The following is a 20,990-nucleotide window of genomic DNA, read 5'->3' as shown; positions in this document are numbered from 1 at the left end:
TGATGGATCGGTCAATGTATCGGCGATGACCACGATGGCGACTCAGGGCAGGGGCCATGCGGGCGGCACTTCCTGGGCTGGCGACATTCCCTAGGCCAGCGGCACCCGGAAAACCCAGTGGTCGTAGGCAGGATCACGGCCCTCGGTGATGGCCGTCAGTTTTTCGCGAAGCTGGGTGGTGATGGGGCGGTGGGTGGGGGTCATGTAGGTTTCGACCTGGCGCACAGGGGTGATTTTGGCCGCTGTACCGCTGAGGAACACCTCATCAGCAATGAACAGTTCGGTTTTATCGACCGGGCGCTCGACGACCTCAATGCCGAGGTCGCGGGCTACGGTGAGGATGCTGTCGCGGGTAATGCCCTCTAGAATGTCTTGCTCAAACCCCGGCGTGATCAGCTTGCCGTTGCGGACGATGAATACATTCATCCCGGAAGCTTCACTCACCTTGCCCTGGGAGTTCATCAAAATGGCTTCGTCAAAGCCTGATTCCACCGCTTCGGTCTTGGCCAAGGAGGAGGTGATGTAAGCTCCGCTGATTTTGCCGCGCAGGGGCAGGCTGCGGTCTTCCTGGCGATACCAGGAGCTAATTCGACAGGAAACCCCCTCCGGCGAGAGGTAGTCCCCTAGTTCTAGGCCGTAGACAAAGAAATTTTTCTCCACCTTGTGTAGGCGGGGAGAAATGCCTAAATCAGAGGTGTAGACAAAGGGGCGCAGGTAAAACGATACCTTCGGCTGGTTTTTCTTGACGAAATCAATCAGCACCGACTGGATCGTTTCGGCAGGGAGATCGTAATTTAGCAGCCGTGCACTGGTGCTAAGGCGCTGGCTGTGGCGATCTAGGCGAAACAGCAAAATCTGCCCCTCGTGGTGAGGATCGGGAATGCCCCGCAGCCCACCAAAGGCTCCCGTTCCGTAGTGGAGGGCGTGGGTGGCAATGGAGAGCTTGGCGTCTTGAAAGTCCCGAAACTGGCCTTCAAAGTAGGCAATGGGCAGAAAGTTTTGCATAACTACGGCTGGACTGGATGATGGCGTGATCAAAGAAGTCTTTATCAGGATAGTGCCAATCTTTGAGCTTGCCCCAATAAGTTCAGCCTTCTTTGGATTTTAGGGGTTGCCATCACCGCCGCTACCAATCCCGTCGCGGCATCGGCCTCCACGGTTTTGTGACCGTTCTATCAGCTAGGGCGACTTTCTGGCGTAGGGGTCGATTCTGGCGGGGTGCGATCACTGATCCACTTGTAGGAGAGCGATCCAAGCACCATCGCCCCAAGGAACAGTACCGGGTTCAAAGACCCCAGCACCAAGGCCGTAATGGCGGGGCCAGGACAATAGCCGCCAATGCCCCAGCCAATGCCAAACAGGGCCGCTCCGAGGATGAGGGGCTTGTCAATGTCTTGGCGGGTGGGCACATAGAATTTACTGCCGAAGATGGGGTGAGGCCGCTTGAGGATAAATCGGAACGTCACCAGCGTCACGGCGACCGCCCCTCCCATGACAAAGGCTAGGGTTGGATCCCAAGATCCTAGTAAGTCGAGGAAGCCAATGACCTTTTCGGGATCGATCATCTGGGCATAGCCTAAACCTAGGCCGAAGAGCAGACCAGAAACGAGGGTGACAAGGTGTTGTTGAAATTTCATGGTTATGGGTGCGGTGAAGGCGTGTTGTAGAGATAGTTTCGAGAAGCAGATGGCACTTGGATAGGAGACCGGGGACGACTGAGGCAAAAAATGACCTACAGCCCCAGAATATGGCGGGTGATGAACACCGTCACAAAGCCCGCCACCATGAAGCTCACTACTGCCACTAAGGATCGCACCGAGAGCCGCCCCAACCCACAAACGCCGTGGCCACTGGTACAGCCATTGCCCATGCGGGTGCCAAAACCCACCAGCAATCCGGCGATGATCATGGTGACGGGGGCAAAGTCATAGGTTGGGGTGGGATTGGGGGCCAGGGCATACTCATACAGTGCGCCGCCACCCAGCATCCCCACCAGGAAAATCCAGCGCCAACTCTCGGCCCTAGCGAAGCTAATCGCCCCATTGACCATGCCGCTAATACCTGCGATGCGTCCGTTAAAGGCCAGCAGCAGCGTGGCGCTAAGGCCAATCAGCCCGCCGCCTAATAGGCCATACCACCAATCAATCACCATAGGGTTCCTCTCGTTGTTGCAAGGTTGTGGATCAATAAATTTACCACTTAACGATATAGTAATACGTTAATTGCTAGATAGGGTAACGCTGCGGTTAAACCATTTTGGTTAAACCATTGCGGCTAAACCATCGTGATTGAGGCGTTGTACCTGGAATATTGTGGCTGGAATATTGTGGCTGGAATATTGTGATTGCCGCATTAGGGCAAGAACATCGGACTGCTCAGGCATGGCTGGGCCATCCACGCTGCCGTAGCCTATGATTAACCCCGACCTTCACCAAGACCGAACGCCATGACCCGATATGCCCTAACCCAATGCACGCTATATACGGGCTATCGCATTCTGTCGAACCACGCCCTGATTGTGGATGGATCCACCATTTTGGATGTGGTGCCCACGGCCAGTCTGCCCTCAGACCTGCCCCGCCAGGAGGGATCGGGCTGGGTGGCGGCTCCGGGCTTCATTGACCTCCAGCTCAACGGCTGCGGCGGGGTGATGTTTAACGATGCCATTACCCCAGACACCCTGAGCACCATGCATCGCACCAACCTGCGAAGTGGTACCACCAGCTTTCTGCCCACTTTGATCACGACCTCCGATCAGGCGATGGAGCAGGCCATAGCCGTGGTAGATGCCTATCGGCGGCAGTATCCTCATCGGGTGCTGGGGCTGCATCTAGAAGGGCCTTACCTCAACCCCAAACGGCGAGGCATCCACGACGGTCGCTATGTGCGCCCTGCGGATGACGCCATGATGACCCAGATGATAGAAGCTGGCCCAGAGCGAGTCCGCCTAATCACCCTAGCCCCAGAACAGGTTTCGGCAGCTCAGATTCGGCGACTAGTGGAGGCGGGCATTCGGGTATCAGCGGGCCATTCCGACGCCAACTTTGAGGCGGCGATAGCAGGGTTTGAGGCGGGCATCCGCATGGTGACGCATTTGTTCAATGCCATGTCGCCCTGGATGGGACGGTCGCCCGGTTTGGTCGGCGCTGCGTTTAGCCGTCCTGACGTCTACGCGGGCATCATTGTAGATGGCCACCATGTCCACTTTGATTCGGTGCAGTTGGCCCATCGGCTGAAGGGGGATCACCTGGTTCTGGTATCTGACGCCACCCCCCCCGTGGGCACAGCGATGGCGTCCTTCATCATCGGCGGGCAGGAGGTGTTCTACCGCGAGGGCAAATGTGTCTCGGCGGAGGGCACCCTAGGCGGATCGGCCCTCACCCTGATCGAAGCGGTGCGTCACTGCGTCGATCAAGTAGGTTTGCCCCTGGCCGAAGCCCTACGGATGGCCAGCCTCTATCCGGCCCGCGCCATTGGTGTGGATCAAACCCTAGGAAAACTGGCCCCAGGATACGGCGCAAATGTCGTGGTGTTTGATCCGCACCAATGGACAATCCAGGGCGTGATCGATCAGGGGCAGTGGTGCCCAACCACCTAGCCCCCAGCCTGCCCTAGAGTGACGGACGGGGCAACCCCGCCAGCCGATTCTCCATCACCTGATGCATGAGGGATTGGTTACGGAGGCTAATCCAAATGCTGTACTGCTCATCGCCAACGGTGATCAACACCGTGCCGCCCTGTTCACTGAGCTTACAGGCGAGGTGATAGAGCCGCGTACGCTGGGTACTCTCCACCGTCAGGGCACGGTAGTACAGCTCATTCTGATAGTGCGAGCCATCCTGTAATGCCCCACCAAACCAAAACTTAAAGACTTGAATGCGACGTTCTTCGAGAATTTTTGGCAGCATGGAGGGCTCCCTTGGCCTTTTCAAAGCATACCCATTTCAGCCAACCGAATTGAGATTTTTCTGTATTTAAACCGTTAAAATACGCAATCAAATAAAAATTTTTCTAACACCTATCCCTGGCCTTGGGTAGGCTTGTCAAAAAAATTCTCAAGCCCCTTGCCAGGTCTGTCGAGCTTGGGCCGATTCAACCAAGGATCTAATAATATCAAGGCTGAGCGGTTTGACAAGAAACCCATCTAATTCTGGCACATCCTCTGTGTGGTTCCACTGGGGGCTCGCAGAATCGGTAAGGGCTACAATCGTAACGGCGTTATTGGGTGATATTTGTCGTAAATGTCGTGCCAGCGTTGATGACCAGGCTTGGCGACTATTGCCCACCAAAATGACCAAGCAGGGCTGGCCCTGCCTCAGCCAGCCGATGGCTTGCTCCGCAGACTGGGCCACCAACACCGGGTAGGGCAAGTCGGCCTCCATGGCGTGAATATTGCGGATCTCCTGGTGCTCTGGGTCTAGGACGAGAATATAGCCATCATGGATCGAAATCATGGTTTGCGAACCTATCGCTAACCCCATAGTAGCGGCGAGGCTAAATCCTGATTTCGGGAGTATAGCGGCTTTTTTGAAGGTATTAGGCCATTTTGAGGCCATTTGCCCCCTTTTTGATCCCACCGTTCTTCCATTTTTTTTAGGTTCTAGCCAAAATCAAGAGATCGCCTCCCCTCAAAGGCCAGGTTGCCTGGGGATTAGATCGACGGACAGAGGGCCAAGGCCAGGTCGATAATAGGCAGGAAAGCGCCTTAACGAAGGGGATAGAAGGCCGCCAAAACCCTAGCGCTATCTTGGGAGGGTGGGGGTAACTCTAGCTACAAAAAAGACCATCAGCCTTTGATATGTTGGGCTGGTGAAAGCTGCCGTCTATCGCTAATTTCTGTGGGTTCTGTATCCGTTCACGTCATTGAGGGCAACCCCCACTTGCGTTCACTCCTGGGGTGGCACCTTCAGCAGGCTGGCTACAAAGTCTTTCAGTCAGCCGATATGGTGCGAACTCGCGAATTATTTCGGGCCAAACAGCCCAACCTGGTTATCCTAGATTCTCAGTTGCCCGATGGTAATGGTTTGGAGCTGTGCCGTTGGCTGCACAGCCACGGTCAACCCCTCATTATGATCCTCTCCGCCTGCACTACCGAGGCAGACATTGTAGCGGGTCTGCGGGCCGGAGCCGACGACTACCTCACCAAGCCCTTTGGGATGCAGGAATTTTTGGCTCGGGTAGAGGCGCTCACCCGTCGTAGTCGGCTGATGACAGCTCCGGCCTCCCTCACCTATGGCGACCTCAACATTGACCTAGTGCAGCGCCGAGTGCATTTCCGAGGCGAATATATCGACCTTACCCCCCAAGAATTTAGCCTGCTCTACGTCCTGACCCAGGCATCTGGGGCTCCCCTCAGCCGCACCGATTTGCTACGACGAGCTTGGCCCGATGCCATCGACAATCCCCGCACCGTCGATACCCATATTCTGTCCCTACGCAAAAAGATTGAGGTCGATCCTCGCCAGCCCAACATCATTCAGACCGTCCGCAACGTGGGGTATCGCTTTAATGTCGAGCGCGTAACCGCCGAAACCAACGGCCACAGCCGCCATGGCAACCTCGCCTCCTCCGGCTTGGGTTGATGGATAGCCCCAGCTATGGGCGGCCACGGTCTGCGGCAAAGATCGCAGACGGCTGAATGACCTGGGCCTAGTCATCTGGGGCACGGAAGGTAGGAAAGGCATAAAAAACCAGGTCAGGCGCTATCACTGAGAAGGAGCGAACCCCCACAATGTCCTGAGGCCTGACCCGGTCTTGGCTTTGGAGCACACGCGAGTCTACAGGATGACTGTATCTTCGGTTATAGCCGCCCATTCGCCAATCCATGAAAGTTCTGAAAAGTTCTGGATCTGGTTCTGGAGGTTGGCAAATCTAGGACTTTTTAGGCAGCCTTGCTAGGAAGACGTCCGGGAAAGCGCGATCAGTGGCGAGGCTCCATTAACGAGAGGCCAGGGACAGAACAGGAGGTTAGCTCCAATCCACCATCAGGTCTCCAGACGACAACTTTGACCAAACCAAGTCTTGAACCAGATCGAGTTCTTCGGGCGTTGCTTCACCATCCGCCCAAATCACGCGGGCAATGTCCTCCCGTTCCTCGTTGGTAATCAGCCCATCTGCAACGGCGTGTTCTACAACCCTCCGTAGGGTTTCTAGGTGAGCGAGGTCAGCTTTGGTGAGGGGAGCCGCATTAGGACGTTCAATTTCCATGGGGAGAGCCTTGAATAGGGTGAAGAAGCCAACAGGGAAGTCCATCCGTGGCGAAAGCCGCCGTTGGGAGAAGCGTTAAGCCGTCGGCACTCGCTGAGATGTCCTCAGCGAACGGCTTACTCACCGTCTCCAGATCGAGCCCTGAACTCCCTGTTTCATGGGTCTACCCTGGAAGGTAGCACATTCTTCTCAACGCCGCTGCTGCCGCGCAATTCAGGTCAACGTTAGCCCATGATCGCGAGGCGAGATGCCGCTGCGCCTAGGGCCGTACAAAGTCTGAGGGCCGTCGGAAGTTTTCAACGGGCACATCAGCTAGGGCTTGGCGCATGAAGTCTCGCCAAACTGGAGCGGCGTAGGTTCCCCCCGTGGCCCCGGATCGCATTGGGCGGTAGTTGTCGTTGCCGACCCACACCGCCGTCGCCAGTTGGGGCACATAGCCCACAAACCACACGTCCCGCTGGGAGTCGGTGGTTCCGGTTTTGCCCGCTGCCGGACGGCCAATGTCGGCGCTTCTGGCCGTACCGCGCACAATCACCCCCTGCAAGACGTCATTGAGGGCGGCGGCGGCCCAGGGGTCGAGTACCAGTTGGGGGTTCGGGGTATTGTCGAGCAGCAGGTTGCCGCTGCTGTCGGTAACTTGGACGATGAAGGTGGGGTCAGAATGCCAGCCGTTGTTGGCAAAGGTGGCATAGGCTCCGGCCATTTCCATGGGGGTGAGATCCACCGCCCCAAGGGGAAGGGAGGTCACGGGCAGCATGGGGCTTTGGATGCCGAGGGTGCGGCAAAGTTCAATAATGTTGTTGATGCCTACCGTTTGCCCCAACTTCACAGCGGGCACGTTGCGAGACACCTCCAGCGCCTTGCGGATGGAGATATCTCCCATAAAGGATCCGTCATAGTTGCGGGGGCTGTAGGAACGGTAGCCGTCGGGATAGCTGACCGGGGTATCGGCAATGCTGCTGTCGGGGGCGTAGCGTCCGGTGGCAAAGGCGGCGTAGTACACGAAGGGCTTAAAGGCCGAACCGGGCTGGCGCTGGGCCATGGTGGCGCGGTTAAACTGGCTCTTGCTGTAGTCAACACCACCGACCATTGCCTTCACAAAGTGGGTGCGCGGATCGATGGCAACTAGGGCCATTTGGTCGGCCATGCGGGCAATGCGGCTATTATGGCGACGCACCACTTCCTCCGCCTGACGCTGCATCGTGAGGTCGATGGTGGTTTGGACGCGCATTCCTCCCTTCAGCACCGCATCGGTACCAAAGCGATCCTTCAGTTCCAGCACCGTGGCATCGGTGACGTAGGGCACGCTGCTGCTGCCAAAGGAGGTGATTTCACCAATCAGCAGGGGAGCCCCCTGGGCACTGGCCTGCTCCTCAGCGGAAATCCAGCCCAGTTGGCGCATCCGGCTTAGCACCATCGCCTGCCGCTGTTTGGTGGCTCCATAGTTGTTGAAGGGACTATAGCGCTCTGGGGCTTGGATCAACCCTGCCATCACCGACGCCTCGGGTAGGGTGAGATCCCGCGCCGATTTGTTGAAGTAGCTTTGGGCGGCTGTCTCCACCCCATAGTTGTTGTGGCCCCAATAGACCTGATTGAGGTACATTTCCAGGATTTCTTCCTTGGAGAACACCTGCTCTAGGCGCAGGGCCAAAACGGCCTCCGCCACCTTCCGGCTAATGGATCGTTCCGGTGTGAGGAACAGGTTCTTCACCAACTGCATGGTGATGGTGGAACCACCCTCCACCGTCGATCCAGCCTGGGCGTTGGCCAACAGGGCACGGCCCACACTGCTGGGGTTAATGCCGTTGTGGGAATAAAAATAGCTGTCTTCAATGGCCAGCACCGCCCGCTTGAGGTGGGGCGAAATGTCGTTGATGTCTACCACCTCGCGGTTAGCTTCGTCGTGGAGACGGAAAAGGAGATTGCCGTCAATGTCGTAGATATAGCTGGTTTCGCTGGGGGCATAGTTCCGCAGCACCCGCACATCGGGCAGGTTGCGGAAGCTGATCGCCAGCCCCACCAACCCTCCAGCCACCACCGCACTCACCAGCATCGTGGTTCCCAGCAGGGTAGCCGCTGTGACTTGGCCAACATCCTGCACATACTTCAGCACCCCCGTGTTGCGGCGCAGGGGCTTAGGCTGAGTTCGAGTTTTTTGGCGAATCGTATTTGTAGACACGTTAGATATCAGTATTTAATGAAGAACGTCAGGAACGGTCTCAGCGGAACGACACCCCTGGCAGCTTATAACCGCCTCAAACGGTGAGTAGCTGCAATTATAGTCGCGACTTGTCAGACCGATCCGGCCCGCCGCCCGACAAACTGCACCCTAGCTCAGTAAACCATTCTTGCACCATGGCCCAAGACCTTCCTTCCGCCTTCGCCCTGCCCCCTGAGCTTCAGGGCATCTACCGGGGAATTAGCGAGGTTTTTCCCGATCAGCCCCATTCTAGCGACCCGGAGCAAAATCTGGCCCATCGCCTGAAAACCTCCCAGCGGCCCCTGCGCGTCAAGCTAGGCATTGACCCCACCGGGGCCGAAATTCACCTCGGCCACAGCATTCCGGTGCGTAAGCTGCGGGCATTTCAGGATGCCGGACATACTGCCGTCCTCATCATTGGCGACTTTACGGCCCGCATTGGCGACCCCACAGGCAAATCTGAGGTGCGCCGCCAGCTCACGGAGGCCGAAGTGAAGGCCAACGCCGAAACGTATCTCGAACAGGTGCGCCCAATTTTAGATTTCGACACCCCCGGACGCCTAGAGATTCGCTACAACTCCGAGTGGCTATCGAGCCTAGATTTGGGCAAAATTATCGAGCTGCTGGGCACCATGACCGTAGGGCAAATGCTAGCCAAGGAAGGCTTTGCCGAGCGCTACGAAAAGGGCAACCCCGTCTTTTTGCACGAATTTCTCTATCCTCTGCTCCAGGGCTACGATTCTGTGGCGGTGCAGGCGGATGTGGAACTGGGCGGCACCGACCAAAAATTTAACATTGCCGTGGGCCGAGATCTCCAGCGCCACTTTGGCCAAACGCCCCAATTTGGGATGCTGCTGCCCCTGCTGCTGGGCACCGATGGCCACCAGAAAATGTCCAAATCCCTGGGCAATTACGTCGGCCTCCAGGAAGCCCCCCTCACCATGTACTCCAAACTGGAGAAGGTGCCCGATGCCTTGATCCGCAACTACTTTGAACTGCTCACCGACCTGCCCCTAGACAACCTGCCCAGCAATCCGCGAGACCAGCAAAAGCAACTGGCCCTCGCCGTCACCGAGCAGTTCCACGGCTCCGATGCGGCCCAGCAGGCCCAACAGGCCGCCATCAGCCTAGTGCAGGGCACCGGGGAACCCGCCGAAGGGGTGCCCGAATTTTCCTTGAGTAGCGTTCAATTTCCCGCCAAGCTGTTCTACCTGGTGGGGGCAACGGGCCTCTGTGCCAGCAGCAGCGATGCCCGCCGCCAAATCCAGGGGGGAGCGGTCAAACTAGAGGGCGAAAAGCTTGCCGACCCCAACCAGGAGTTCGCTAGCCCAGCCGATTTGCTGGGCAAGGTGATTCAGGTGGGCAAGAAAAAGTTTGTTCGCCTTGTGGACTAGGAAGCACCCACCGGCTGCATCAGCATCGCCCGCAGTTTCTCCCGTTCGCCGGGGGAGAGGGTTTGGGCAAAGGCGGCAATATCCGCTGGGCTCATGGTACTGAGCACCTGATGCAGGGCACCCATCGCCGCCGTAGAGGGGGTAGGACTCGTCGGCACGCTCATGGGCTGAGATACGGAGGCAGGGGCGGTATCTAGGGCACAACTCCCACCGTCGCAGTTGAGGTGGAGATCGTGCCAGGTCATGGTGGGCAGCACCCAACCCCGGCGGCCATGGAGCTCATGGAGCAGAACGTCCGTTTCCCAATAGGTGCGGGGCGAAGGGTATTGCTCATCCGTCCAAGCATGGGGCACAGTAAAGCAGCCAAAGTGATGATCGTACTCGTCAGAATCGAGCAGGGCTGTAATCAACTCCTTCACGCCATGACGCATGAGAACATCACAATATTCGCGCATTTCATCGCCATCTTTGGGAGCACGGCCAATGAAGTGCTTAAAGCACAGTTCGATAAATTTTAGGTTTGAGGAGCCATAGTAAAACTCATTCAGATAAACCTCAGACTGGCCCAAAATACGCAGGAAACGCTTGACACCAATTTTATTTCTAAGGAAATCTTCCTCATCCTTAGCCAATACTTTTCGTTCGTAGGCGTAGGGCTGACGCTCTAGAACTTGGGCATAAATCTGGCGCAGGGCCGTTTGCCGCTCCTCACGGTCAGACTGACGGCTTACTGTGATTTCTTTGGGGGTCAATTCATTGATTACGGTCATGGTCAACCTCCCCACAATTAGGGATAACGCCTGAAAATCTTGAGCTACCTTTAAGCTTCCCAAGGAGAGCGCCTCCCTATCTATTTCGATGCGTTTCTTAATATTTTTCGTGGTAGAAACTCACAGTTCTTTGCAATAAATCACGGTGGCGATGCCCGTAGAAGTCGCGTATCCTTTGCTACAGGGACAATCCAGCCCTCTCCAAACGATCTACCCTAGGAGTGACCCCATTCGCAGGAGCAACGCCCATGCCACTTATCCAGGTGAAAACTTCTATCCCGTCCCCCGACAAGGCCCAAGTGGAGAACCTGCTGAAGGATCTCTCCGCCCGGTTAGCCAGCCATTTGGGCAAGCCCGAATCCTACGTGATGACAGCTTTTACCGCTGATGTTCCCATGACCTTTGCGGGCACCACCGACCCCGTCTGCTACCTCGAAATCAAAAGCGTGGGTACCATGGGCAGCAAGACCAAGGCCATGAGCCAGGATTTCTGTGCCCTCGTGGAAAGCGCCCTAGGGGTGCCCAAGAACCGCGTCTATATCGAATTTGCCGATGCCACCGGGGCCATGTGGGGCTGGAACGGCGGCACCTTTGGCTAGGTTGCCTAGGGTTAGTGACCTAAAAGGGCACGTCCTTATCGGGGTGGGAGGGCTGATGAGCCGCCGCCGTGGAGGGTTTGGGGCTAGGGCTACCCAATAGCAGGTCTAGGTCGTCGTCGATGTCCACCACCTGCCCATTGAAAAACTGGGCAAAATTCTTCACGGCCCGATCAAAGTCGCTGGCAATTTCCGGCAGAGGTGGTCTGGTGGGCATGGCGCTGGCCATGGGGTCTGCCGCCACCGTAGACGCCATGGGCGAGACTGGCGAGGTTGAGTCTCCCGTTGTCGGTACGGGGGCAACGGGGTTAGAAACGGGAACGGAAGCGGCTGACTCCGTGGCTTGGGGTGAGTTGGCCGCAGGAGTAGGGGCCGCATTCGTCGTTGGATATTGGGGATAGGGGGCCGTGGGCGGCTCGGCTACCCCCTGCCCCGGTGCCTGGGAAATGTTTGGGGCTGGGGGCTCAGGCTTTGGGTCGGGTAACACCTCCAGGGAAACGACGACTTTTCGGTTAAGGACTTTCTGGAAGGCCGCTTCCACATTTTCGACCCTGCCCTGGGCCATCTTAAACAGGGGCCGAGAGCTAATCCCCACCCTGGCCACGGTGCCATCAAAAAAGACTAGGTTGCCCTGCTGAAGCATCAGCGCACGGGTACCCAAGGGCTCTAGCACCGCAATCACCTGCGCCCACAGATGGGGCAAATCGCCACTGGCAACGGTGGCACCCTGGCCATTATTCGGCGGCGGCATTTGATCCGACCCTTGTACTGGCGTTGGATGTACTGGCGTTGGATCAGCAAGGCGATTAGCTGGGGGGTGAGTGGCTAAGGGGTGAGTGGCTGGAGCGTGGGCCGCTGGGACGTGGGCCGCTGGAGCCTGATCGGACGTAGGAGCATCTGGCAATGGGGCGGATGCTGGCGGCGAGGTGAAAGCGGTCGGGGTTGGCGGGGGCGCACTGGGCGCAGCGGGTTTCTCTGGTGGGGGGGCGGCGGGTTGTGGGGGCGCTGCCGGACGAGGGGCGACTCCCATGGCAGAAGTCGCCGGAATCGGGCGGGCGAGGGTCGATGGCAACAGTCCTAATAGCGTGACCTCCAGCCATAGACGGGGCTGGGTGGTGTTTTTCACCTGAGCTTCGGCGCTGCGGAGGTGTTGTTGGCCCATCAATAAGAGCGAGGGTTCAAGACGCTGCACCAGGGTTTGCATTTCCGCCCAGGTGGGGGGGGTGATGGCCACCAAATCCTGACGACTGCCCGCCGTTTTGGCAATCAGCAAATCTCGGTAGAACCCGGCCAAGTTTTGCAGCACAATCAGCGGTTCCCGGCCTCGATCCATCAGCTTACGGGCCTGGTCTAACACGGTGCTGCTATCGTCGGTGAGGATGGCCTGCACCAGGGCCAGCAAATCCCGCTCTGGCACTGCTCCTACCAAATCCCACACCGCATCAGCGGTCACGGGCGGCTCTAGCAAACTGAGCTGATCCAGCAAACTCTGGGCATCTCGCAAGCCCCCCTGGGAAACCTGGGCCACCAGCCGTAGCGCTTCATCATTAATGGCGATATTTTCCTGGGCCGCAATTTTGCCCAGGTGGTCAATCATCGGCTCTAGGGGAATGCGCCGATAGTCGAACCGCTGGCAGCGAGAAATAATCGTCGGCAACACCCGCTGGGGGTCGGTGGTGGCCAGCACAAACACCACATTGCTGGGCGGCTCCTCCAGGGTTTTTAGCAGGGCATTGAAGGCGGCGGTGCTGAGCATGTGGCAGTTGTGCACCAGCAACCCATTGGCCACAAAGTTGTGGTTGTCTTCCACCTCAATGTCGTAAACCGCCTCAACCCCAGCGTGGCGGGCAGATACGACCGTCTCCAAATTTGTAGTCCATGGTTGGGATGGAGAATGGTCGCAAGTCGGCCAACAACTTGCGGGCTGACTTCGCACCCAAGGCAATGTAGGAGTACTGCTTAGCGTTGCGAGTCCTTGTGTAGGAGCGGAATGTGGCCGCATACCCCAGGTCGGTAAGCCATGCTGCAATGAGGTGGTTCTCTTCGGGGGAGTAGCCTTCGGTGTGGAACTGAATCCGGGGGCTACCTTGTGGACTAAGGTTGAGGGATCCATCATCCAGGTACCACCAGGCCAAACCTTCTGGGGTAATGCAGGATAACCAGTCTTGGGTGACGGTTTTGTTCCCACTGACTCCTCTGACCCGATGGAAGACCTCCACCAAGTCGGGGTGGCAAGCTGTACGGCCACAAATGGAGGTTGCGCCATATCCTGCATTAGCGGCAATGTAGCACCGGGTTTGCAAACAGGAGAGCCTAGCGGCTTTGTATTCCATCCAGCCTTGCTGCCGCTGTCCGTGCGTCCAGACCAAGCGGGGAAAGCGACTGTGGAAATTAGGGTAGACAATCGATCCGTCGCCCAGGAGGGTGCCGTAGATGAGCCCCAGGACTTCGGTGGAGAGGCTTTGGGATTGTTGGACAATCTGCTCCGTTCGTTTCTCCCAGAGTCCGTGAGACTTTTTGTAGGGATGCCTGTCCCAATAGGATTGGATACTCTTGAGCCCTTTCCCTTTTTGTAAAAGGAAGGCTGGAATGTTGAGTTTCTCTCCACAGCCGCATTGACAATGGGGACGCAAACGTTCTGCTTGTTCAGCAATACGCTCAGCGCTGTAGGGCTTTTGGCCGTAGGTGTTGCCCTTAAATTGGTGTCCCCGCACGAAGCGGCGCGGTCGATGGTCGGATCCAACAGCAGAGATGAGGCTGCCGCACCCGCAGGCGCAGGGGATAAGATTTGGTGTCCCGCTTGAAGTTTTCCGGCGGCAATCCATCCTTCCGTTGTCCTAATCAAGTGGTTTGCAGTACACCTGATCTTACGACGGGTGGTCTGAATTTCCAAGATGGGGCGGATTCCTTGGTCTAGCCATCGCACCGCCCGTTTCCATTCCCACTGTTGGGACTGCTCGTTGTAGCTGAGGATCTGTTTCCCCTCAATGGCGGGGTTGTCGATTCTCATAGGGCCATCGGCGGTGAGAACCAGGGAGTCTCCGGTCAGGCATTCATCAATGACGTAAACCTTGTACCGACACTGCACCGGGGCAAATTGGGCGCGTTCAATCAGTTCGCGGATGTTGTCAACGCCCGTGTTGCTGGCGGCGTCAATTTCAATGAAATCCAAGGCCGAGCCGTTGGTGATGGATCGGCAAGTTTCGCAGGTGCCGCAGGGTTCTGGGGTGGGGTGATCTTGGGCAATACAGTTGAGGGATTTGGCCAAAATTCGGGCACTAGAGGTTTTACCCGTGCCCCTAGGGCCGCAGAACAGATAGGCCGGAGCAATCCGCCGCTGATTCAGGGCATTGGTCAGCGTGGTGGCAATGGCCGTTTGGCCCACCAGTTGGTTAAACCGCTGGGGACGATACTTGTGGTGCAGGGGTTCGTAGGCCATAGCACTAAGATACCCTGCCTATCCAACCTTGGGCCACAGCTAGGGGCAAGGACGCTAGGCGTTGGTATGCCAGTGATCTGGGAAGTCTACAATCAGGGTCTCCATTTCCTCGATGCTACAGCCATTAGGAACGGGGCAGTCGCGGCTCACCTTAGCCTTTCGCAGACGAGCTTGGGCTTGATTGGCCAACTGGCGCACCTGCTCCACCGCAGCAGAAATGTCCTGTTTTTGTTGGTGATCGGGTTGTGCTATCGGTTCAAGCGGGGTTTGGACGGCGGTATCCACCCGGGCCGGAGTAGCCATAGCCAGAGGCTTGAGCACCGCCTGGGTGGGCTTGGGCTGGGCCTGGTGAGCAATATATCCCTGAAAATAGGCAATCGCCAGCCGCCGAAATAAAATCTTGAGGTGTTCAGGCAGGTTGCGCTCCACTTGGTCAGGTTTTTCCACCAAGTCCACAATTTGCCCCATCGCGTGGGCAATGAGGGTGTTATCGTCACGGCTGGTTGGGTATTGGTCTTTCAAGTCTAGCCAGCAGGCTTCAAAGGCCTCAAGTTCGCGTAGCAGCATGGGCTTACCTGGGCGGCAAAGGAGGTAACAGGGAATCTTAGGCGACGCACCCTACCCATGACCTTAGCGGTTTATCCTTGGGAAGGATTGGGGTATTACTTCTAATGTGCCCTAAACTCGGCCCATTCCGCACTGGGGTAGGGTGAAGTTTTTGTGGGGTCAACATCCCCCGTATTGAGGAGTTGTAATAACACGATGGCGGTGGTTGAAAAAATTTATACCGATGGGGCCTGTTCCGGCAATCCGGGACCAGGGGGCTGGGGCACGGTACTGTATTTTGCCGATGGCGGCATCCACGAAATGGGGGGTGGCACTCGCCAAACCACCAACAACCGTATGGAAATGCAGGCGGCCATCGCTGGACTCACCTGGCTGCGCGATAGTGGCCAAACGGCACCCGCCGCCATCTACACCGACAGCGAGTACGTCCTGAAGGGCATCACCCAATGGATCGCTGGATGGAAGCGCCGAGGCTGGGTGAATTCCGCCAAAAAGCCCGTTCTCAACCGCGACCTGTGGGAGCAGCTCGACCAAGTGACCACCGAGGTCAACCAAACCCTAGACAAACCCCTGCAATGGGTATACGTGCGAGGCCATTCAGGTAACGTGGGCAACGAACGCTGCGACACCATCGCCCGTGCCTTTGCCGCCAATCGCCCCATTGATCTCACCACCCTGTAGGCGACCACCTCCCTAAGTCAGGAAGGACTCGGGCCATGGAGTCACCCATGTCCCGAAAGCGTCTATCGTCCGAAATCGGGAGCTAATTTGCTGTAGTCCTCCCTGGACTGAGCACAGTGGCCTAGGCTAGGTGTGCGGATAGCCGACGATCATAAACGCCCTTCGGCGGCAGCGCACGACCGATACTATTTATATATAGAGAAAATTTGAAACTTAAATTGCGGGGGTTGCCGTGTTGCTGTCCAAAGGCTTTGAAGTAGAAATGTACACGGGTACCCCCAGCGGGGAAATCGTCGGACTATCCGACCGCATTGTGGCCGACCTCAACGGCTTTGTGCGCGAGCCCGACAGCCGCAACGTGGAATACACCACCCCACCCCTCTGCCAGTACGAGAAACTCCTCTGCGAACTGGTGCGCCCCCGCCATGAACTACGAAAGTATCTACGCGGTCTAGGCGACTACACCCTCATCCCCGGCAGCACCCTGGCCCTCGGCCCCACGGATCGCTTCTTCCGCTCCGACCTCAGCAACCCCTACCACAGCTACATCGAGCAAACCTACGGCACCACCGTCGTCACCGCCAGCATTCACATCAACATCGGCATCTCCGATCCCGAAACCCTGATGCGGGCCTGTCGCCTGGTGCGAGTGGAAGCACCGCTATACCTGGCGCTCACGGCCTCCTCGCCATTTTTGAATGGGGAAGCCACGGGTTCCCACTCTAGCCGCTGGCAGGTTTTCCCAAAAACCCCCAACCATGTCCCCCTCTTTGAAAGCCACGCCCACCATATCCACTGGATGGAAAAACAACTGGCGGCAGGCACCATGCAGAACGTCCGCCATCTGTGGTCAGCCGTGCGGCCCAACGGAGATCGCCGTCCCTACAACCTCAACCGCCTAGAACTGCGGATTTGCGACCTGATCAGCGACCCCATTGGCCTGCTCGCGGTCACGGCATTGCTAGAGGCGCGTTTGATGCAACTGATTCAAAATCCTGACTTGGATCCCTTGGTGATGAGCCATTTCCCCGCCGAGAGCCGCAACCGTGACCTCGTGCAGCTTAGCGATGCCAACGAAATGGCCGCCGCCAAGCACAGCCTAGAGGCCGAACTACGCCACTGGGAAGATGGCCGTTCCTTAATAGCGAAGGAATGGATCCAGCAGCTCTATGATGAGGTATGGCCCATCGCCAAGGCCAACGGCATCAGTTGCTTCCTCAGCCCCATCAAGAAAATTTTGCGAGAAGGCAACGAAGCCCAGCGCTGGCTAAGGCAGTACGAAGCAGGTCAATCGGTGCCATCCATCCTGCGGGGGGCGATCCAAAGCGTGCAAACCCAGGAGGATCAGCTGGCCCAAGACCTCTGCGAACCCTGCGCTGCCTAGGCCATTTCCTCGTCTATCTCAACTCATCAGATCAGCTAATCTTTAGATAATCTGAGGTTATCTTTTGTGGCGCGGCAGACCTTTGCGGCAAGCATCGGCTCCTCGGTCAAAAATTACACCAAAAGATAAAACTTTTCTATAGGTTGTAGACAAAAGAGCAATCTTGTGATTACTTTTAGCGTCTTGATTTTTGTGTTGCCATGCCTCGCCTTGTTCTTGTCCATCCTCAAATTCCGCCAAATACGGGTAATATTGCCCGTACTTGCGCGGCTACCAATACTCATCTCCACCTAGTTGGCCCCCTCGGCTTTGATCTCAGTGATCGATATCTCAAGAGGGCAGGGCTAGACTATTGGCCCCACGTCAACCTCACGCTCCACGACCAGTGGGCCAGCTTTGCACAGCATCGCCAGTCGCTGGGGGGGCGTACCATCGCTTTTAGCGCCTCTGGCACCTGTCGCTATACCGACTGGGCCTACCAATCTGAGGACTGGCTGCTTTTTGGCAGCGAAACCCAAGGGTTGCCACTGGCAGTCATGGAACAGTGTACACAGGTGGTATCTATTCCCATGAACCGTCAGGCCGTGAGAAGTCTCAACCTTTCGAGTAGCGCTGCCGTTGGCCTATTCGAGGCGCTGCGACAGTTGGATCACTGGCCATCCGCCTAACAACGACCGATGGGGGGCTAGGACAATGGTTTCTAAAGATGAAGTGATTCCCGCTACAAAATGTTGCTCATCTAGATAAGAAATTCATATGCACATGGCCTAAAGGCTAAAAAACAGGGATCAAGAGGGGAGAATATTCATTGTTTTAGGCTGTGAAAAATCATTCACAGCCCTTGTCCCTTAAGGATTCTAGCCATCAACGCTATCAAAAGGCCGCCCCCCGAATGCTTGGTGGCTTGAGGTGATTCTAAAAGTGGCACTCCCAGAGCCCACGCTTGCCAAATCGTTTTTTATGGGGTTAAACCTATATGTTGTGTTCAGAAGCCCTCGGTGTTTTATCGAGCCCCTCTGCACAATCGGGATAGCCTAGGGCATTGATTTTTCCCTTGACTTGTGTAAACTTGCCTAAGTCTCACCTGCAAGGTATTCTTACCTAGCTAAGCCCGGTTCATTGAGTTCGCTGTTGTGCAACTGTTTGGATTTCGCTGTTCATTTGGGTTTTGAAGCCGTTAGAGCGATACTTTTTCGTTCCATCGGGTCGCCAAAGCGGCAATGTTCAAAACGTCGAGCACTGGTTTACAGGAGGTCGTTCCTTGAAGCGTGTATTTCGAAAGCAGTCCCTCGTCTCAGCCCCCATCCGCAGCGATGACTCTGAGGCTATTGGGCTCGTAGGAGTTTGTCGCCAGCAGGTAAACGCTCCAATCAGCATGTTGGGCTTAGCCCTTTCTGTGGGAGCAACGGCTTCGGTAGTCTCGATTCCGGGTCTTGCCCTAGCTGCCGAAGGGTCTTCCATTGTGGTCTTGCCCGCTGCCAGTTCCTCTGTGCAGGAGCCCGTGATTATGGCTCCCCTAGGTGCTGTGCCTCCCGCTCCGGCGGACTACTACACGGTGAGCGAGGGTGACACCCTCTGGCACATCGCGGCTCGTCACCAAGCCGATGTAGACACCATCAAAACCGTCAACGGTATTTCCCAAACCGACGTTCTGCGCGAAGGTCAGGTACTTCGCCTTCCCACGGAAAGCATGACCGCCATGGCCGCCGCCCCCGGCGCTGTCGGTGGTGAAGATTTGAATATGGCCGAGGCTCCCAGTTCCCTCGCCCTCCTCTCCGTCGATGGGCTGAGCCAAGGCTGGGTAACGCTGGAGTCTAGCGCTGACCCCGACCCCCTAGAGCTAGAAGCGGAAGCCGAGGATTTGGAAGACAATGCCTTGGCCCTGGCTGAGGACAGCCTCCCTGCCGCCCCAGCCAATGACTCTGTTTCCCTGGCCACAGCCGCACCCTCATCATCCTGGAGTGAGGCCGATCAGAACAGCCGCCAAGAGGAGCGTTTAGCAGCTCAGCCCAGTGAAGCACTGTCCACCGCCCCCCAACCCCAGGCTGAGACAGCTACCGCCGCATCGAACGGATGGCAGGATGCAGCGGTCGATCTAGCGGCTGTCCCCGCTGGCCTCGATAGTGCTAGACCAGCAGCACCAGCGACCAGCCCGACTTCAGAGGCTGCACCCTTGCCCATGAGCAGGGCCCTGCACGAGACCTCACCAACCACCGTGAGCAGGCCATCCCCTCGCCCTGCCTCTCAGCCCGTGGCCGCTGCGCCCCCAGCTCAGCCATCTCCCGATGCGTCTGCTGAGGTTGATCGTTCCTCAGAAGTCATTGCTGCGGTAGATAGCCTTGATACGGAGACTCATTCCACATCAGCCGCCCCAGCTCGCACCCGTGAGCAAACCATTCAAGATCACCTGGCGCGAATTCGGGAATCTAACGGCACGCTCGTTGATCGGGAAATGCTCAACGAGCGGATTCGTCAGGCTCGACTGGAGCTAGAGCGTACCCGCACCATGCCTTCAGCGGCACAATCGGATCCCGAAGTGAGCGCAACCGCAGAACCCAGAACGCCCGTGGCGCAGAGTTCTGCCCTCTTGGCTCGGGAGTCTACCTTTGAACAGGAGGCAACCCCAGAAGTGGCTCGGACGCCTGCCTCTGGCCCTGTCCTGCCCAACCTGTCTTCCCGCCTTGCTACCGCTCCCGTGGTCGAGGCCGATGCCGCAACCGCTGAGCCCCAAGGCTGGACGGTGACGGATGTGGCGGCTGACGTCGAAGCCCCCTCGCCCCAAGTGGCACTGGCTCCCCAGGTGCAGCTCCCTAACTTGCCCGCCACGGCACCCGAGTCTCGCCTAGACCGAGGCAACCTGCTAGCGGCGGCTCCCATGGGCGCTGAAGCTTATCGCCCCTTCCCCACGGTGGAAGCTGGCCAAACGGTTTCCCCATCCATGCCGTTGCTTCCTGGCTCTGACAGCTTCCTGCCCGAAGCTCCCAATCGGTTCAACGGCTATATTTGGCCAACCCACGGCGTCTTTACCTCTGGCTATGGCTGGCGCTGGGGCCGGATGCACCGGGGCATTGACGTGGCTGGCCCTGTGGGTACGCCCATCGTGGCGGCGGCGGGTGGTGTCGTGGTGCGCTCTGGATGGAACTCCGGCGGCTATGGCAACCTAGTGGACATTCGTCATCCCGACGGTAGCCTAACCCGCTATGCCCACAACAGCCGCCTGCTAGTGCGGGAAGGACAGCAAGTTGCCCAAGGTCAGCAAATTGCTGAGATGGGTAGCACAGGCCGCAGCACAGGCCCCCACCTTCACTTTGAGATTCACCTGCCCGGAACCGGAACTGTGAACCCCATGGCTCACCTGCCGCGTCGCTAGGCAAGGGTCTCCATCAAGAAAACTAAAACTTAGGTAAAGTGGGCTAACTCTTGCGGGGGTTAGCCCGTTTTTGTACAGAATTTTGCCTGGGTTTGAGTGGCTCCCCCCAATCCTAAATCCCGGTCATCTATCCCCGATTGAAAGGCTAATCTCACCCCGGTTGAGCCTGTCAAAGCCTCAATGGGAAAGGCCGATCCCACTCAGGCTGAACTGATCGAAGCCTTACCTCAATGGGAAAGGCTGATCTCACCCAGACTAAGCTTGTCGTTGGCGCTGCGTCCTCAACGAGGCAAGCTCCAATTTATGTAGGGGGGTTTCCCTTCGGGCTCAGTCAAAAAGCAGAGTTTTGACTTCTTTTAAGGTTTTTGCAGCTTGTTTCTGG

Annotated in this window: 18 protein-coding genes and 2 pseudogenes; 8 read left to right on the top strand and 12 right to left on the bottom strand. The window is 57.2% G+C overall.

Going from position 1 to position 20,990, the window contains the following annotated elements; genetic code table 11:
• Positions 1-90: 90 nt before the first annotated feature.
• The 3 genes from GFS31_RS02505 to GFS31_RS02495 form a co-directional block, all read right to left on the bottom strand.
• Positions 91-1,005, bottom strand: coding sequence for a branched-chain amino acid transaminase (locus GFS31_RS02505; protein ID WP_198806722.1), 915 nt, complete (start codon positions 1,003-1,005; stop codon positions 91-93).
• A 170-nt stretch (positions 1,006-1,175) separates the two neighbouring features.
• A complete protein-coding gene (locus GFS31_RS02500) occupies positions 1,176-1,637 on the bottom strand; it encodes a DUF6691 family protein (RefSeq protein ID WP_198806721.1) in 462 nt (153 codons plus the stop codon).
• A 95-nt stretch (positions 1,638-1,732) separates the two neighbouring features.
• Positions 1,733-2,149 carry a YeeE/YedE family protein gene (locus GFS31_RS02495; protein WP_410503865.1) on the bottom strand — a complete coding sequence of 139 codons (417 nt, stop codon included), beginning with the start codon at positions 2,147-2,149 and terminating at the stop codon, positions 1,733-1,735.
• 297 nt (positions 2,150-2,446) lie between these two features.
• Here GFS31_RS02495 and nagA point away from each other — a divergent pair, with 297 nt between their 5' ends.
• A complete protein-coding gene (gene nagA / locus GFS31_RS02490; protein ID WP_198806719.1) occupies positions 2,447-3,598 on the top strand; it encodes an N-acetylglucosamine-6-phosphate deacetylase in 1,152 nt (383 codons plus the stop codon).
• Between the two features lie 13 nt (positions 3,599-3,611).
• Here nagA and GFS31_RS02485 read toward each other — a convergent pair whose 3' ends face one another.
• Complete coding sequence (locus tag GFS31_RS02485) at positions 3,612-3,908, bottom strand: hypothetical protein (protein ID WP_198806718.1); 297 nt, start codon at positions 3,906-3,908, stop codon at positions 3,612-3,614.
• A gap of 147 nt (positions 3,909-4,055) precedes the next feature.
• A complete protein-coding gene (locus tag GFS31_RS02480; RefSeq protein WP_198806717.1) occupies positions 4,056-4,454 on the bottom strand; it encodes a two-component system response regulator in 399 nt (132 codons plus the stop codon).
• A gap of 384 nt (positions 4,455-4,838) precedes the next feature.
• On the opposite strand from GFS31_RS02480, the gene GFS31_RS02475 reads away from it, so the two are divergent.
• Entirely contained in the window at positions 4,839-5,582 is a 744-nt protein-coding gene (locus GFS31_RS02475) for a response regulator transcription factor (protein WP_198806716.1), read from the top strand.
• 385 nt (positions 5,583-5,967) lie between these two features.
• On the opposite strand, the gene GFS31_RS02470 is transcribed toward GFS31_RS02475, so the two are convergent.
• Positions 5,968-6,252, bottom strand: a complete 285-nt coding sequence (locus GFS31_RS02470; RefSeq protein ID WP_198806715.1) for a hypothetical protein — start codon at positions 6,250-6,252, stop codon at positions 5,968-5,970.
• Between the two features lie 214 nt (positions 6,253-6,466).
• On the bottom strand, positions 6,467-8,386 hold the full coding sequence (locus GFS31_RS02465; RefSeq protein WP_198806714.1) for a transglycosylase domain-containing protein: 1,920 nt from the start codon (positions 8,384-8,386) through the stop codon (positions 6,467-6,469).
• 176 nt (positions 8,387-8,562) lie between these two features.
• On the opposite strand from GFS31_RS02465, the gene tyrS reads away from it, so the two are divergent.
• Positions 8,563-9,801 (top strand): tyrosine--tRNA ligase, encoded by a 1,239-nt coding sequence (gene tyrS, locus GFS31_RS02460; protein ID WP_198806713.1) that lies wholly within the window; start codon positions 8,563-8,565, stop codon positions 9,799-9,801.
• On the opposite strand, the gene GFS31_RS02455 is transcribed toward tyrS, so the two are convergent.
• Entirely contained in the window at positions 9,798-10,571 is a 774-nt protein-coding gene (locus GFS31_RS02455) for a phycobilisome rod-core linker polypeptide (protein WP_198806712.1), read from the bottom strand. The two genes, tyrS and GFS31_RS02455, sit on opposite strands and share 4 nt — an antisense overlap.
• Before the next feature lie 248 nt (positions 10,572-10,819).
• Here GFS31_RS02455 and GFS31_RS02450 point away from each other — a divergent pair, with 248 nt between their 5' ends.
• Entirely contained in the window at positions 10,820-11,170 is a 351-nt protein-coding gene (locus tag GFS31_RS02450; RefSeq protein ID WP_198806711.1) for a phenylpyruvate tautomerase MIF-related protein, read from the top strand.
• Between the two features lie 19 nt (positions 11,171-11,189).
• Here the strand turns inward: GFS31_RS02450 and GFS31_RS21645 are convergent.
• The 4 genes and pseudogenes from GFS31_RS21645 to GFS31_RS02430 form a co-directional block, all read right to left on the bottom strand.
• Positions 11,190-12,962: pseudogene (locus GFS31_RS21645) on the bottom strand (DNA polymerase III subunit gamma/tau); the annotation flags it as partial.
• 34 nt (positions 12,963-12,996) lie between these two features.
• Positions 12,997-13,881, bottom strand: coding sequence for a hypothetical protein (locus tag GFS31_RS21640; RefSeq protein ID WP_410503864.1), 885 nt, complete (start codon positions 13,879-13,881; stop codon positions 12,997-12,999).
• 131 nt (positions 13,882-14,012) lie between these two features.
• Positions 14,013-14,606, bottom strand: a pseudogene (locus GFS31_RS21635) (AAA family ATPase); the annotation flags it as partial.
• 54 nt (positions 14,607-14,660) lie between these two features.
• Positions 14,661-15,173, bottom strand: a complete 513-nt coding sequence (locus GFS31_RS02430) for a hypothetical protein (RefSeq protein ID WP_198806710.1) — start codon at positions 15,171-15,173, stop codon at positions 14,661-14,663.
• A 195-nt stretch (positions 15,174-15,368) separates the two neighbouring features.
• Between GFS31_RS02430 and rnhA the strand changes: the two genes are divergently transcribed.
• From rnhA to GFS31_RS02410, 4 genes are all read left to right on the top strand, one after another.
• Positions 15,369-15,854, top strand: coding sequence for a ribonuclease HI (rnhA, locus tag GFS31_RS02425; RefSeq protein ID WP_198806709.1), 486 nt, complete (start codon positions 15,369-15,371; stop codon positions 15,852-15,854).
• 232 nt (positions 15,855-16,086) lie between these two features.
• Complete coding sequence (gshA, locus tag GFS31_RS02420; RefSeq protein ID WP_198806708.1) at positions 16,087-17,238, top strand: glutamate--cysteine ligase; 1,152 nt, start codon at positions 16,087-16,089, stop codon at positions 17,236-17,238.
• A 200-nt stretch (positions 17,239-17,438) separates the two neighbouring features.
• The gene (locus tag GFS31_RS02415; protein ID WP_198806707.1) at positions 17,439-17,906 is read left to right on the top strand and encodes a tRNA (cytidine(34)-2'-O)-methyltransferase; all 468 of its coding nucleotides are present in this window, start codon (positions 17,439-17,441) and stop codon (positions 17,904-17,906) included.
• Between the two features lie 593 nt (positions 17,907-18,499).
• Complete coding sequence (locus GFS31_RS02410) at positions 18,500-20,608, top strand: peptidoglycan DD-metalloendopeptidase family protein (RefSeq protein WP_198806706.1); 2,109 nt, start codon at positions 18,500-18,502, stop codon at positions 20,606-20,608.
• Positions 20,609-20,990: the final 382 nt, after the last annotated feature.

The sequence above is a fragment of the Leptolyngbya sp. BL0902 genome (assembly GCF_016403105.1).
Classification (GTDB): Bacteria; Cyanobacteriota; Cyanobacteriia; order Phormidesmidales; family Phormidesmidaceae; genus Nodosilinea.
This window is presented reverse-complemented; position numbering and strand designations above follow the sequence as displayed.

Bases quoted from the DNA above. Each gene is read 5' to 3' on its own strand.
- GFS31_RS02505 (WP_198806722.1), bottom strand. From the start codon at position 1,005: ATGCAAAACTTTCTGCCCATTGCCTACTTTGAAGGCCAGTTTCGGGAC.
- GFS31_RS02500 (WP_198806721.1), bottom strand. From the start codon at position 1,637: ATGAAATTTCAACAACACCTTGTCACCCTCGTTTCTGGTCTGCTCTTC.
- nagA (WP_198806719.1), top strand. From the start codon at position 2,447: ATGACCCGATATGCCCTAACCCAATGCACGCTATATACGGGCTATCGC.
- GFS31_RS02485 (WP_198806718.1), bottom strand. From the start codon at position 3,908: ATGCTGCCAAAAATTCTCGAAGAACGTCGCATTCAAGTCTTTAAGTTT.
- GFS31_RS02480 (WP_198806717.1), bottom strand. From the start codon at position 4,454: ATGATTTCGATCCATGATGGCTATATTCTCGTCCTAGACCCAGAGCAC.
- GFS31_RS02470 (WP_198806715.1), bottom strand. From the start codon at position 6,252: ATGGACTTCCCTGTTGGCTTCTTCACCCTATTCAAGGCTCTCCCCATG.
- tyrS (WP_198806713.1), top strand. From the start codon at position 8,563: ATGGCCCAAGACCTTCCTTCCGCCTTCGCCCTGCCCCCTGAGCTTCAG.
- GFS31_RS02455 (WP_198806712.1), bottom strand. From the start codon at position 10,571: ATGACCGTAATCAATGAATTGACCCCCAAAGAAATCACAGTAAGCCGT.
- GFS31_RS02450 (WP_198806711.1), top strand. From the start codon at position 10,820: ATGCCACTTATCCAGGTGAAAACTTCTATCCCGTCCCCCGACAAGGCC.
- GFS31_RS02430 (WP_198806710.1), bottom strand. From the start codon at position 15,173: ATGCTGCTACGCGAACTTGAGGCCTTTGAAGCCTGCTGGCTAGACTTG.
- rnhA (WP_198806709.1), top strand. From the start codon at position 15,369: ATGGCGGTGGTTGAAAAAATTTATACCGATGGGGCCTGTTCCGGCAAT.
- GFS31_RS02415 (WP_198806707.1), top strand. From the start codon at position 17,439: ATGCCTCGCCTTGTTCTTGTCCATCCTCAAATTCCGCCAAATACGGGT.